Genomic DNA, 13,768 nt, shown 5'->3' on the forward strand with positions numbered 1-13,768 from the left:
GGCCGGGCGGCGCGGGCCGCCGCCAACGCCGCCGTTTCCTCTGTGCCGTAGGGCCGGGCCGGACACCGCAGAAGCTTGCGGGGTCCGGCCCGGCCCGTTCTGTGACCGGGCTTTCTGCCACCGCCCGGTTCTGTCAGCGGCCCGTTCTGCGACTGGTCCGTCTGTCACCCGCCCGTTCTGTCACCCGCTCATACGCCGACGCGTTCGCCGCCCAGCTCCACCGCCGCGCACCGCCAGCGCAGATCGGCGCCCTGTTCGAGCCGGAACGCCATCGCCTGTACGTGCTCGCCCGAGCCGATCCTGGCGAACGCCTCGATCACACCGGGCGCCGGGACGAATTCGCCGCAGTGGCGTACGACGGGCCGCACGCCCGAAGCCCGCAGCGGTGTGCATGGCGCCAGCAGCACCAGCTGTTCGTAGGCCCCGCCGACCGTGTGCCCGAGCATCCAGTGGACGGGCCGCTGGCCGCTGAGTACGGCGAGGAGCCGTTCGGCGAACCAGTAGTGCGGCTTGAGCCGCCGGCGCTGGATCGGGGTGGTGCCTGGCCTTTGCTGGTCGTGCCGGCCCGCCGGCCTGGTCCGCTGCATGAAGTGAGAGCCCCCGCTCTGCCGGGCCCGGTTCGATACCGGGCGGTAGCTTCTGCTGAGGCTCTTCTACGGGGGCCCGTGGAGGGGTGGCAAGGGAGGCACCGCGGTGCGGCCGGTGCCGACCGGAATCACCTATCCGGGTGACGGGCCGGTGCCGGGGGCGGACGGGGCGCGGTCCCGGCGGCTCCGGGTGGACGCCGTCACGGGCTGCTCCCGGCACCACGAAGGGGGACCGGGTACGTATCCTGGGACCCTCTTCACCAGGTATCACCGGGCTCCGCCGGGCCGCCTTCCGGGCCTCCGGACGGAGGCCGTGGCGCCCATCCGACGACGAAAGCGGCCGGCCATGCGTGTGTACGTCCCACTGACCCTCCCCGGTCTCGCAGCGGCGCACGCGGCGGGCGAACTGGGCCCCGGCCCGCTGACCGCGTACGCCGTCACGCCCGGCCTGCGGGAGTGGTACGTCTCCGACGACATCGAGGAGCTGGAGTACGCGGCGCTCAACCGGGCCGCGTCCGCCTCGCTGCGGCTCCTGGCCGGGGCGCCGGACGTCGTCCGCCGCCGGGTGGTCGTCGCGGTGGACGTGCCGGACCAGGACGCGGTGGCCGACCCCGACCGCGGTCTTGACGCGAGCTCGCTCGGTGAGGTGCGGATCGCCTCCGCGGTGCCGCTGTCGAAGGCCGCGGCCGTCCACGCCGACGCCGACGACGCGGAGCCGGACGTCGCCGCGGCCGCGGCTGCGCTGGGCGCGGCCGATCACGGTGACGACGACGCGCAGTTCACGGTGGACGGCGCCGATGACCATGAACTGCTCTGGTTCGGTGTGCAGGAGATCCCGCACCTGATCGCCTGATCACCTGACCGCCCGATCCCCGCACGGCCGGTCCGTTGTCGGACCCCCCGCGTACGGTTGTCGAAGTGGGGATCGCGGGGGACGGGCGGTGCCCCTCACGGTCCGGGAGAGGTTCGAACGGGGGCTGGACATGAGCACGGACGCCGGCACAAGAACAGGCGCAGGAGCAGGCACAGGCACGCACATCGTCTGGGACTGGAACGGGACGCTGTTCCACGACATCGACGCGGTGATCCAGGCGACGAACGCCTCCTTCGGCGAGGTGGGTCTGGCGCCGATCACACGGGAGCGGTACCGGGACCTGTACTGCGTCCCCGTTCCGCGGTTCTACGAGCGGCTGATGGGCCGGCTGCCGACGGACGCCGAGTGGGCGGTCATGGACGAGGCGTTCCACCGGCACTACTGGGCGCTCGCCGAGGGGGCCGGGCTCGCCCCGGGAGCGGCGCGGCTGCTCATGGAGTGGCAGGCGTCCGGGCTCACCCAGTCGCTCTGTTCGCTGGCGCCGCACGACCATCTGATACCGATCGTGCGCACGCACGGGATCGAGCGGCACTTCCTGCGCGTGGACGGCAGGACCGGCCCGTCGAACGGCGGGAAGGCCGAGCACATGGTGCGCCATCTGGCCGGGCTCGACGGTGTCGCCCCGGAGCGTGTCGTGGTGATCGGTGATGCCGTCGACGACGCGGTGGCGGCCGCCCACGCGGGGGCACGTGCCGTGCTGTACACGGGCGGATCGCACAGCCGGGCCAGCCTGGAGACCGCCGGGGTGCCGGTGGTGGACTCGCTGGCGGAGGCGGTCGGGGTCGCACGGGAGTGGCCGCTGTGACCGGTCATGCACCTGGCCCAAGTGTCGAAGTACGTGTGACGACTTAGACAGATGCGGCCGTGACTGCCACCGGTCCCGGGGCGATAGCCTGGTCCCGTGATCAGCGCGATATCTCGCGGGGGCATTGACGCCCCTGCCCTGCGCCCGGAGCACTACGGTGTCCGGGTCATCGCTGGCACCCCTCACCCGGACCGGCCTTCGAAAATGGCCAATAACGTCACGGGTATCTCTCATTGCGGCATAACGTCGACTTCGACCGGATACCTCGCGTCGTGGTCGTGGCGTTGTACCGCTTCTTTCACCTACGTCACGCAACGGCGCGCGACAGGAGCCAGAGGACATGCAGACCAAGCTGGACGAACCCAAGGCCGAACTGCTCGCACGCGCGGCCCAGGTGGCTGAGAACGGACAGGCCGGAGGACAACTTCCGGGCGGGTCCACGAGCGGGGGGAGTCCGGACCGGGACACTGTCCTTGCGTATCTCCAGCGCTACTACCTGCATACCGCTCCGGAGGACGTCGAGAACCGCGACCCGGAGGATGTCTTCGGAGCTGCGGTCTCGCACTACCGGCTGGCCGAGAAGCGCCCGCAAGGCACCGCGAACGTCCGGGTGCACACCCCGAGCGTCGAGGAGAACGGCTGGACCTGCAGCCACACGGTCGTCGAGGTCGTCACCGACGACATGCCGTTCCTGGTCGACTCGGTCACCAACGAGCTGACCCGCCAGGGTCGCGGCATCCACGTCGTGATCCACCCGCAGCTCCTGGTACGCCGTGACGTCACCGGCAAGCTCATCGAGGTCCTCGGCAAGGACGAGACAGGCGAAGGCGTCCACGACGCCCTGGTGGAGTCCTGGATCCATGTGGAGATCGACCGCGAGGCCGAGCGCGCCGATCTGAAGCAGATCAGCACCGACCTCCTGCGCGTCCTCTCCGACGTACGGGAGACCGTCGAGGACTGGGAGAAGATGCGCGACGCCGCGCTGCGCATCGCCGACGAGCTGCCCGCCGAGCCGACCGCGGGCGATCTGCCCCGGCGCGAGGTGGAGGAGTCCCGTGAGCTGCTGCGCTGGCTCGCCGCCGACCACTTCACCTTTCTCGGCTACCGCGAGTATCAGCTCACCGACGACGACTCGCTGACCGCGGTCCCCGGCACCGGGCTCGGCATCCTCCGCTCGGACCCGCACCACAGCGTCGACGAGGAGCACCCGGTCTCGCCGTCGTTCGGCAGGCTGCCCGCCGATGCCCGCGCCAAGGCCCGTGAGCACAAGATCCTCGTGCTCACCAAGGCCAACAGCCGTTCCACGGTGCACCGCCCGAGCTACCTCGACTACGTCGGCGTGAAGAAGTTCGACGCCAAGGGCAATGTCATCGGCGAGCGGCGCTTCCTCGGGCTGTTCTCCTCCGCCGCGTACACCGAGTCCGTCCGCCGGGTGCCCGTCATCCGCCGCAAGGTCGCCGAGGTCCTCGAAGGCGCCGGGTTCACGCCCAACAGCCACGACGGCCGCGACCTGATGCAGATCCTGGAGACCTACCCGCGCGACGAGCTGTTCCAGACGCCCGTCGACCAGCTGCGCTCCATCGTCACCAGCGTCCTCTACCTCCAGGAGCGGCGCCGCCTCCGGCTCTACCTGCGCCAGGACGAGTACGGGCGCTACTACTCGGCGCTCATCTACCTGCCGCGCGACCGCTACACGACCGCGGTCCGGCTGCGCCTCATCGACATCCTCAAGGAGGAGCTCGGCGGCACCAGCGTCGACTTCACCGCACGCAACACCGAGTCGATCCTCTCCCGGCTGCACTTCGTCGTACGGGTCCCGGTGGGCACCGAGCTGGCCGAGCTGACCGACGCCGACGCGGACCGGATCGAGGCCAAGCTCGTCGAGGCCGCCCGCTCCTGGGCCGACGGCTTCGCCGAGGCGCTGACCGCCGAGTGCGGTGAGGAGCGCGCCGCCGAACTGCTGCGCCGTTACGGCCAGTCCTTCCCCGAGGGCTACAAGGCCGACCACTCGCCGCGTGCCGCCGTCGCCGACCTCGGCCGGCTGGAAAATCTGCAGCCGGGCGAGAAGGACTTCGCGCTCTCGCTGTACGAGCCGGTGGGCGCAGGCCCCGGCGAGCGCCGCTTCAAGATCTACCGGATCGGCTCGCAGGTCTCCCTGTCCGCGGTGCTCCCGGTTCTCCAGAAGCTGGGCGTCGAGGTCACCGACGAGCGCCCGTACGAGCTGCGCTGCGCCGACCGTACGCACGCCTGGATCTACGACTTCGGGCTGCGGATTCCGCAGATCGAGGGCGCGGGCGGCGACCACCTCGCCGACGACGCGAGGGAGCGGGTCCAGGACGCGTTCGCCGCCACCTGGACGGGCCAGGCGGAGAACGACGGGTTCAACGCCCTGGTGCTCGGCGCCGGGCTGACCTGGCGGCAGGCGATGGTGCTGCGCGCCTACGCCAAGTACCTGCGCCAGGCCGGATCGACATTCAGCCAGGACTACATGGAGGACACCCTCCGCAACAACGTCCACACCACCCGGCTGCTCGTCTCGCTCTTCGAGGCGCGGATGTCGCCGGGCCGCCAGCGGGCCGGCACCGAGCTGACCGACGGACTGCTCGAAGAGCTCGACGGCGCGCTCGACCAGGTGGCGAGCCTGGACGAGGACCGCATCCTGCGCTCCTTCCTCACCGTCATCAAGGCGACGCTCAGGACGAACTTCTTCCAGACCGCGGGTGAGAGCGGCGACCGCAAGGGCCTGGGCACCGAGCAGAGCGCGTACCACCCGTACGTCTCCATGAAGTTCGACCCGCAGGCCATCCCCGACCTCCCCGCGCCCCGCCCGGCGTACGAGATCTGGGTGTACTCGCCGCGGGTCGAGGGTGTGCACCTGCGGTTCGGCAAGGTCGCCCGCGGTGGGCTGCGCTGGTCCGACCGGCGTGAGGACTTCCGTACGGAGGTGCTCGGCCTGGTCAAGGCGCAGATGGTCAAGAACACGGTGATCGTGCCGGTCGGCGCCAAGGGCGGCTTCGTCGCCAAGCAGCTGCCCGACCCGTCCGCGGACCGGGACGCCTGGATGGCCGAGGGCATCGCGGCGTACAAGACCTTCATCTCCGCGCTGCTGGACATCACCGACAACCTGGTGGCCGGTGAGGTCGTGCCGCCCACCGGCGTCGTGCGGCACGACGAGGACGACACGTACCTCGTCGTCGCCGCCGACAAGGGCACCGCGACCTTCTCCGACATCGCCAACGAGGTCGCCGAGTCGTACGACTTCTGGCTCGGGGACGCCTTCGCGTCCGGCGGCTCCGCCGGTTACGACCACAAGGGCATGGGCATCACGGCCCGCGGTGCCTGGGAGTCCGTCAAGCGGCACTTCCGGGAGCTCGGCCACGACACCCAGACCGAGGACTTCACCACGGTCGGCGTCGGCGACATGTCCGGCGACGTCTTCGGCAACGGCATGCTGCTCTCCGAGCACATCCGTCTGGTCGCGGCCTTCGACCACCGCCACATCTTCATCGACCCGACCCCCGACGCGGCGACGTCCTACGCCGAGCGGCGCAGGCTGTTCGAGATGCCGCGCTCCTCGTGGGCCGAGTACAACACCGGACTGCTCTCGCCCGGCGGCGGCATCCACCCGCGCAGCGCCAAGTCGATCCCGCTCAACGCACATGTGCGTGAGGCGCTCGGTATCGAGTCGGGCGTGGCCAAGATGACCCCGGCCGACCTGATGCGGGCGATCCTCAAGGCCCCGGTCGACCTGGTGTGGAACGGCGGCATCGGTACGTACGTCAAGTCCTCCGCCGAGTCCAACGCGGACGTCGGCGACAAGGCCAACGACGCCATCCGCGTCAACGGCGAGGACCTGCGCGCCAAGGTCGTCGGCGAGGGCGGCAACCTGGGCCTGACCCAGCTGGGCCGTATCGAGTACGCCAGGTCGGGCGGCGACGGCTCGGGCGGCAAGATCAACACCGACGCGATCGACAACAGCGCGGGCGTGGACACCTCCGACCACGAGGTGAACATCAAGATCCTGCTCAACGGGATGGTCACCGAGGGCGATCTGACCGTCAAGCAGCGCAACAAGATCCTCGCCTCGATGACCGACGAGGTCGGCGCGCTCGTCCTGCGCAACAACTACGCGCAGAACACCGCGCTCGCCAACGCCGAGTCCCAGGCGCCGTCACTCCTCCACGCCCACCAGCGCTTCATGCGCAGGCTGGTCCGTGACGGACATCTGGACCGGGCGCTGGAGTTCCTGCCGACCGACCGCCAGGTCCGTGAACTGCTCAGCGCGGGCAAGGGGCTGAGCCAGCCCGAGCTGGCCGTGCTCATCGCGTACACCAAGATCACCGCCGCTCAGGAGCTGATCAGCACCGGCCTGCCGGACGACCCGTATCTGCAGAAGCTGGTGCACGCGTACTTCCCCAAGCCGCTGCGTGAGCGTTACCCCGAAGCGATCGAGGGGCATGCGCTGCGCCGCGAGATCATCACGACGGTCCTGGTCAACGACACGGTGAACACCGGTGGTTCGACCTTCCTGCACCGCCTCCGGGAGGAGACGGGCGCCTCGATCGAGGAGATCGTACGGGCGCAGGCGGCGGCCCGTGAGATCTTCGGCCTGGCCGAGGTCTGGGACTCCGTGGAGGAGCTGGACAACAAGGTCGCGGCCGATGTCCAGACCCGCATCAGGCTGCACTCGCGCCGGCTCGTGGAGCGCGGTGCGCGCTGGCTGCTCGGCAACCGCCCGCAGCCGCTCGACCTGAGCGAGACCATCGCCTTCTTCACCGAGGGCGTGGCCAAGGTCTGGAACGGCCTGCCGAACCTGCTCAAGGGCGACGACCTGGAGTGGTACCAGGGCATCCTCGACGAGCTGACCGGCGCCGGCGTGCCGGAGGAGCTGGCCCGGCAGGTCGCCGGGTTCTCGGCGGCCTTCCCCGCGCTGGACATCGTGGCGATCGCCGACCGTACGGACAAGGACCCGATGGCCGTCGCCGAGGTGTACTACGCACTGGGTGACCGGCTGGCGATCTCCCAGCTGATGGACCGGATCATCGAGCTGCCGCGGGCCGACCGCTGGCAGTCCATGGCCCGCGCCTCCATCCGCGCGGACCTGTACGCGGCGCACGCCGGGCTGACCCTGGACGTGCTCTCGGCGGGGAACGGCGCGTCGTCGCCGGACGAGCGCTTCCAGGCGTGGGAGGAGAAGAACGCCTCGATCCTCGGCCGTGCGCGCACCACGCTCGACGAGATCCAGTCCTCGGACGCCTTCGACCTGGCGAACCTGTCGGTCGCGATGCGGACGATGCGCTCGCTCCTGCGTACGCACGTCTGAGACGCCGGGCCCGGCTGGGAGGCGCCCTGCTGAGTGAGAGGCGTGTACTCGGTGAGGTGTGTACTCAGTGAGGCGCGTACTCGGTGAGAGGTGAGTGAGAGGGGGGCACGCCGTGTGGCGTGCCCCCCTCCGCGGTCCCGGCCCGCCTGGTGTCCATGCAGGCGGACCGGGGCCGAGCGCGTTCCGTGGTGCGGCCGGTCGGCCGGAAGCGGGTCAGCCCCAAGCCGGTCGGCCGGAAGCGGGCCGGCCGCAGCTCGCCCGCCCGCACCACGGTTACTTCTTCGAGGTGAACTCCTCGTACGCGGCGACGACTTCCTCCGCTGGGCCGTCCATCCGCATCGTGCCCGACTCCAGCCAGATGGCGCGCTCGCAGGTCTCCAGGATCGACTTGTTGCTGTGGCTGACCAGGAAGACGGTGCCCGCCGACTCGCGCAGTTCGGCGATCCGGTCCTGGCTGCGGCGCTGGAACCGCGCGTCGCCGGTGGAGAGCGCCTCGTCGATCATCAGCACGTCGTGGCTCTTGGCCGCGGCGATGGAGAAGCGCAGCCGGGCACCCATGCCGGACGAGTATGTGCGCATCGGCAGCGAGATGAAGTCGCCCTTCTCGTTGATGCCGGAGAAGTCGACGATGTCCTGGTACCGCTCGCGGACCTCCTCGCGGGTCATCCCCATGGCCAGCCCGCCGAGGATCACATTGCGCTCGCCGGTCAGGTCGCTCATCAGGGCCGCGTTGACGCCGAGCAGCGACGGCTGGCCCTGGGTGTAGACCCGGCCCGAGGCGGCGGGCAGCAGCCCGGCGACGGCCTTCAGCAGGGTCGACTTCCCCGATCCGTTGGAGCCGATCAGGCCGATGGCCTCGCCCTTGTGCGCGACGAAGGTCACCCCACGGACGGCGTGCACCTCGCGGGTGCCGGGCCGGGGCTTGCGGGAGACGATCCGGTTGAGGGCGGAGGTCGCGCTGCCCTTGCCCGATCCGGTGCCCTGGATCTTGTAGACGATGTGGAGGTCGTCGGCGATGACGGTCGGGGCCGCCGGGGTCGTCGGACCCACCGGGCGCGCCGGGGCCGTCGGGGCGCCGGTGTCCGGGGCCGCGGTGGAGATCGGTGTCATGGTCGGGGGCAGTTCACCCGTGCGGTACTCAGCCACGTCCGTACTGCTCCTCTGCCTTCCAGAAGTAGATGAAGCCGCCGGCTCCCGCGACGACCGCCCAGCCGACGGCCAGCGCCCACACGTGCGGCGGAAGCTGGTTCGCGTGGTAGCTGTCGATCAGCGCGTAACGCATCAGGCTGATGTAGACGGCGGCCGGATTGGCCTGCAGGGACAGCAGGACGAGATGCGGGAGGTTGTCGTGCGCCAGCACCTTCTTGATGCTCCACATCACGCCCGAGACGTACATCCAGGTGCGCAGGATGAACGGCATCAGCTGCGAGACGTCCGGGGTCTTGGCCGCGAGCCTGGCCATGACCATCGAGACCCCGGTGTTGAACAGCGACTGGAGGACCAGCGCGGGGATCGCGAGCAGCCAGCTGATCTTCGGGTACTCGCCGAAGCAGACCAGGATGACGATCAGCGCGCCCATCGAGAAGAGCAGCTGCTGGAGCTGCTGCACGGCGTACGCGATGGGGAGTGAAGCCCGCGGGAAGTGCAGGGCCCGCACCAGGCCGAGGCTGCCGCTGATCGCACGGGTGCCGGTCTGGATCGAGTTGCTGGTGAACGTCCAGATGAAGACGCCGGTCACCAGGAACGGGATGAAGTCCGGGACGCCGTGGCTGGTGCCGAGCAGGACACCGAAGATGAAGTAGTAGACCGCCGCGTTCAGCAGCGGCGTCATGATCTGCCAGATCTGCCCCAGCTTCGCCTGGCTGTACTGGGCGGTCAGCCTGGCGGTGGCGAAGGCGGTGATGAAGTGCCTGCGCCCCCAGGTCCTGCGGATGTACGTGAACAGCGGGGGACGGGCGCCGCTGATGGTCAGCCCGTGAGCGGCTGCCAGCGCGGCCAGATCCTGGGGCGGCTGCGGGAAGACCCTCGGAACCGCCGCCTCCGTGGCGGGCGCGGTCCGGGCTGTTGTGGGGATCACGGCATTCGCTTTCGACGGAGTTCGACGTGATTCAACGTGATTCGACGGGATTCACCGGGGAAGGGCGGGCGTGGGCGCCCCGACATACGTCGCAACGGATCCGTATCGTCGTAACGCCGAGGTTAGGACGGATTGACGTCGAAACGCAACCGTCTCGTCGCGACGAATAGGTAAACTTCTCCCCATGGCACTCCCTGATCCCCGTACGAACCGCCGGGCCCCCGCCGGAGCCGCGGTGCTCCGCGAGGACGTGACGGAGGCGATCCGCTCCGCCGTCTTCGAGGAGCTGGCCGCCGTCGGGTACGCGCGGATGTCCATCGAGGCCATCGCCCGCCGGGCCGGAGTCGGCAAGACCGCGGTCTACCGCCGCTGGAAGTCGAAGCTGTACCTGGTCCTCGACCTGGTCACGGCGTTCGCCGCCCAGGGCCTGCCCGCGCCCGCGACCGGCTCGCTGTACGGGGACGTACGCGCCCTGCTCGCCGTGGCCTCGACGGCGCTGCGCCATCCGGTCGCGTCCCAGGTCATCCCCGATCTGCTGGTCGAGGCCGCGCGCCAGCCGGAGATCGCCGACGCGATCAAGGCGGCGCTGCTCGACAACCAGAAGGGTGTCGCCGCCGCGGTGGTCCGTGACGCGGTGGCCCGCGGCGAGCTGCCCGCCGACGCCGACCCCGCACGGGCGCTCGAGCTGATCGTGGGCCCGCTCTACTGGCGGCTCGCGGTGGTCAGGGACGGTCTGCCGAAGGGCTATCTGGACGGACTCGCGGCGGCCGCGGTGGCCGCTCTCAAGGCGTGACGGCCGGACAGCCTCCGGGCCGTGCGGCCCCTGAGCAGCGGTGAGACCCGGGCCGGTTCGGCTTGGACACGACAGGTCGGCCCGATGGGTCGAAAGTTCGCGGCGATAGTACTGTGCACCCGCAACGAGAGATCGCCGGCGCAGAGCAGTGGGAAACGAGTGCACAGCATGACCATCAGAGTCAGCGTGATCATCCCGGTCTACAATCCCGGGCCCTATATCGAGGACTGCATCGCATCGCTGCTGAGACAGTCCCTCCCTGACGACGCGTACGAAGCGATCTTCGTGGACGACGGTTCGACCGACGGCACCGCCGAGCGTCTGGACCGGGTCGCCGATGAACACCCCCTGATCCACGTCGTCCACCAGGAGAACTCCGGCTGGTCGGGCAAGCCCCGCAACGTCGGGATCGACGCGGCGCGGGGCGAGTTCGTGATGTTCGTCGACAACGACGACTGGCTGGGCGACGAAGCGCTGGAGCGCATGTACGACTACGGCGTCAAGAACGCCGCCGACGTCGTCGTGGGCAAGATGGCCGGCAAGGGGCGGCCCGTGCCGCGTGAGCTCTTCCGCGTCAACCGGCCGCGCGCCACCGTCAAGAACGCCCCGCTGATCGACAGCCTCACCCCGCACAAGATGTTCCGCAGGGCCTTCCTGGAGGAGACGGGGCTGCGCTTCCTCGAAGGGCGCCGCCGTCTGGAGGACCACGTCTTCGTCACGGAGGCGTATCTGCGGGCGAAGAGCGTCGCCGTACTCAGCGACTACGTCTGCTACTACCACGTCAAGCGCGACGACGCCTCCAACGCGGGCTTCCGGCGCATCGACCCGGTGGGCTACTTCCACAACCTCGGCGAGGCACTCGACGTGGTGGAGAAGTACACCGAACCGGGGCCGCTGCGCGACAAGCTGTACCGCCGCTGGTTCCGCAACGAGATGATCGAGCGGATGCGCGGCGCCCGGCTGCTGGCCACGCCCGACGACGGCTACCGCCAGGACATGTTCCAGGAGATGCACAAGATCGCCGTGGAGCGGTTCGGCCCCGGGGTCTCCGCGTCCCTGCTGCCGACGCAGCAGCTCGTCGGCGCGCTCATCAAGGCCGACCGCTACCAGGACGTCGAGCTGTTCGCCCGCTGGGAGCGCGGTGTCGCCGCACACTCCGAACTCACCGGGCTCGCCTGGGAGGACGGCACGCTTAAGCTGGCCTTCACCGCCGGGCTGCGGGCCGGTGACGACCCCGTCCACTACGTCAGGGAGGGCGGCGACGAGCTGATCGGTCTGCCCGACGGCCTGGACAGCCCCGAAACTCTCGCACAGCTCGGGGTGAAGCCCCTGGCGGCGGTCGACCGGGCCAAGATGGAGCTGGTCGTACGGGAGCGGTCGAGCGCCGCCGAGTTCTACCAGCCCGTCGAATTCACCCGGGAACGCGTGGACGGCCCCGGCCCCGCCCAGTTCCGGCTGGTGCTGCGGGGGACTGCGGTCATCACGCCCGGCACAGCGGCCGGCGGCGCACCGCTCGGCGCCGGTATCTGGGACGTCCTGGTGCGCGTGCACCAGAGCGGATGGAACAAGAACGTCAGGCTCGGCTCGGTACGGACCGAGGCGGTCACGGCCGGCCGGCAGGCGGCGCTGGTGGGCGACCCCGTACAGGTCGTCGTGCCGTACTGGACCGCGCACGACAACCTCTCGCTCGACGTCGGCGCGACGACCACTGTGCTGCGCGGTGAGTACCGGAAGAAGGTCGGCATGCGGGAAGTCCAGGTGATGGACGAACCGCTGCTGCTCGAAATGCTGCTGCCGCTGCGCACCGAGGCCCCGGACGGTGTACCGGCGGAGCTCCACCTCACCGAGCGGGCCGGCTCCGGCGACACCGTGACGACGGCGGCGACGCTCACCGCGTCCAAGGGGCGTGCGGGAACGGTTCTGTGCGCCGAGCGGCCCGCCGGGCAACTGCCCGCGGGTACCTGGCGGATGGCGGTGAGCGTCGGCGGCGCGGACGCGAACCCCACACCGCTGCCGCTGGTGCTCGTCGCCACCGGGGCCTCCGGCGCGCTGACGGTCCGCCGTCCGCGCGAGAGCCTGGCACACCGCCGGACCCGGCTGATGCGAAGGCTCAGGCGCGGTGTGCTGGGGCGCGCGGTGCGCAAGGCCCGCCGGATGGCCGCGACGCGGTAGGCCGCAGCACGGCCGAGGGGCGCGGACGTCACCGTTCGCGCCCCTCGGGCCCTGTCGTCCGCTCGCCCGCGCGGTTCAGTAGCCGCGCAGGGCCGCCAGCTCCTCGCGTACCGTACGCAGCCCGGCCGCGCGGCCCCGCCTGCGGGCCAGCGTCGGCCAGATCCGGGAGCCGAGCAGGGCCGCGGGCTCGACGGCCTCCACCCGTTCGAGCAGCGACTCGGGGACCTTCTGCGGGTCCGGCGTCACCCACTCCCGGACGATCGCGTCGTACCTGGCCTTGAGGGCGGTGTTCGAGGGGTCCATGCCGAACACCAGGAAGACACCGGTCGGCTGGGTGTCGACCTGGACGGTGATCAGGTCCGGCCGGTGCTCGGCCACCACCGGGATGAACTTGTAGACGTCCCCGGTCCACGGGCCGGACGGGGCCACCCGCTCGCGGACGGCCTCCGCGTTGTTGCGCGGCAGCATGTCGTCCAGTACCACCACGCTCGACCAGCCGCTGAACCGCTCGGTGTTGATGAAGTCGCGCAGCGCGTACTCGAAGAGGTGCATCCCGTCGATGAACGCCAGGTCCACCTGGTTGGACCCGGTGTACGCGCCGAGCAGCGGACGGCCCTTGCGGATGTTGCGCAGCGGGTTGCGGCAGCTCATCAGGTGGCCCATGGGCTGCCGGCCGCCGAAGAAGGTGTCGCTGGTCGAGGTCACCAGCTGGAGGTCGCAGTGCAGCCGCGTCCGGATCTTCGGAGCCGGGTCGACCGCGATGGTGGGGACGCGGGAGAGCGCGAGGCTCCGCCCGTCGTTGGTGCCGATCTCCAGATAGGTGCGCGGCTTCAGCGCCTCGTGCAACCGCTGCAGGAATTCGTGCCTGTGCATGGGGGCTCTCTCACGTGGGGGGATGGCACATCGTGATCAAAAGGCCATGTCGGGCTTAACGAAGGTCTGATGAGGCAGTTGCGCCGGAGCACATCCCGGCCGCGCGAACCACCCGTTCGGGCATCCGTACGCCCCCGCGTACCGCAAGTCATCCGTACGCCCCCGCGTACCCCAGGTCATCCGTACGCCACGGGTCATTCGCCCCCCCCACGCCCCCAGTGCGCCAGGGCAGAAGCCGTCCGCCTCCCCCGGCGGACGGCCTCC

The 13,768-nt window shown here is 70.3% G+C and carries 9 protein-coding genes; 5 read left to right on the plus strand and 4 right to left on the minus strand.

Features of this window, described 5'->3' with window-relative positions:
- Positions 1-188: 188 nt before the first annotated feature.
- Positions 189-587 carry an Rv3235 family protein gene (locus OG510_RS23920; RefSeq protein ID WP_406139439.1) on the minus strand — a complete coding sequence of 133 codons (399 nt, stop codon included), beginning with the start codon at positions 585-587 and terminating at the stop codon, positions 189-191.
- Between the two features lie 346 nt (positions 588-933).
- Between OG510_RS23920 and OG510_RS23925 the strand changes: the two genes are divergently transcribed.
- The 3 genes from OG510_RS23925 (at position 934) to OG510_RS23935 (ending at position 7,589) form a co-directional block, all read left to right on the plus strand.
- Complete coding sequence (locus OG510_RS23925) at positions 934-1,440, plus strand: DUF6912 family protein (RefSeq protein ID WP_406139441.1); 507 nt, start codon at positions 934-936, stop codon at positions 1,438-1,440.
- Positions 1,441-1,570: 130 nt separating this feature from the next.
- Complete coding sequence (locus tag OG510_RS23930; RefSeq protein WP_406139443.1) at positions 1,571-2,266, plus strand: HAD family hydrolase; 696 nt, start codon at positions 1,571-1,573, stop codon at positions 2,264-2,266.
- A 340-nt stretch (positions 2,267-2,606) separates the two neighbouring features.
- Positions 2,607-7,589, plus strand: a complete 4,983-nt coding sequence (locus OG510_RS23935; RefSeq protein ID WP_406139444.1) for an NAD-glutamate dehydrogenase — start codon at positions 2,607-2,609, stop codon at positions 7,587-7,589.
- Between the two features lie 273 nt (positions 7,590-7,862).
- On the opposite strand, the gene OG510_RS23940 is transcribed toward OG510_RS23935, so the two are convergent.
- Both OG510_RS23940 and OG510_RS23945 read right to left on the minus strand, forming a co-directional pair.
- Complete coding sequence (locus OG510_RS23940) at positions 7,863-8,735, minus strand: ABC transporter ATP-binding protein (protein WP_406139445.1); 873 nt, start codon at positions 8,733-8,735, stop codon at positions 7,863-7,865.
- A complete protein-coding gene (locus tag OG510_RS23945) occupies positions 8,728-9,588 on the minus strand; it encodes an ABC transporter permease (RefSeq protein ID WP_239074466.1) in 861 nt (286 codons plus the stop codon). The genes OG510_RS23940 and OG510_RS23945 overlap by 8 nt, the downstream gene beginning before the upstream one ends.
- Positions 9,589-9,850: 262 nt before the next feature.
- Here OG510_RS23945 and OG510_RS23950 point away from each other — a divergent pair, with 262 nt between their 5' ends.
- Complete coding sequence (locus OG510_RS23950) at positions 9,851-10,459, plus strand: TetR/AcrR family transcriptional regulator (protein ID WP_406139446.1); 609 nt, start codon at positions 9,851-9,853, stop codon at positions 10,457-10,459.
- A 168-nt stretch (positions 10,460-10,627) separates the two neighbouring features.
- On the plus strand, positions 10,628-12,631 hold the full coding sequence (locus OG510_RS23955; RefSeq protein WP_406139447.1) for a glycosyltransferase family 2 protein: 2,004 nt from the start codon (positions 10,628-10,630) through the stop codon (positions 12,629-12,631).
- Positions 12,632-12,706: 75 nt separating this feature from the next.
- Here the strand turns inward: OG510_RS23955 and OG510_RS23960 are convergent, their stop codons facing one another.
- Positions 12,707-13,504, minus strand: coding sequence for a class I SAM-dependent methyltransferase (locus OG510_RS23960; protein ID WP_406139449.1), 798 nt, complete (start codon positions 13,502-13,504; stop codon positions 12,707-12,709).
- Positions 13,505-13,768: the final 264 nt, after the last annotated feature.

The organism is Streptomyces sp. NBC_01089, assembly GCF_045162975.1.
Classification (GTDB): Bacteria; Actinomycetota; Actinomycetes; order Streptomycetales; family Streptomycetaceae; genus Streptomyces.

Coding starts and splice junctions, on each gene's coding strand:
- OG510_RS23925 (WP_406139441.1), top strand. CDS start 934: ATGCGTGTGTACGTCCCACTGACCCTCCCCGGTCTCGCAGCGGCGCAC.
- OG510_RS23930 (WP_406139443.1), top strand. CDS start 1,571: ATGAGCACGGACGCCGGCACAAGAACAGGCGCAGGAGCAGGCACAGGC.
- OG510_RS23920 (WP_406139439.1), bottom strand. CDS start 587: ATGCAGCGGACCAGGCCGGCGGGCCGGCACGACCAGCAAAGGCCAGGC.
- OG510_RS23950 (WP_406139446.1), top strand. CDS start 9,851: ATGGCACTCCCTGATCCCCGTACGAACCGCCGGGCCCCCGCCGGAGCC.
- OG510_RS23960 (WP_406139449.1), bottom strand. CDS start 13,504: ATGCACAGGCACGAATTCCTGCAGCGGTTGCACGAGGCGCTGAAGCCG.
- OG510_RS23955 (WP_406139447.1), top strand. CDS start 10,628: ATGACCATCAGAGTCAGCGTGATCATCCCGGTCTACAATCCCGGGCCC.
- OG510_RS23935 (WP_406139444.1), top strand. CDS start 2,607: ATGCAGACCAAGCTGGACGAACCCAAGGCCGAACTGCTCGCACGCGCG.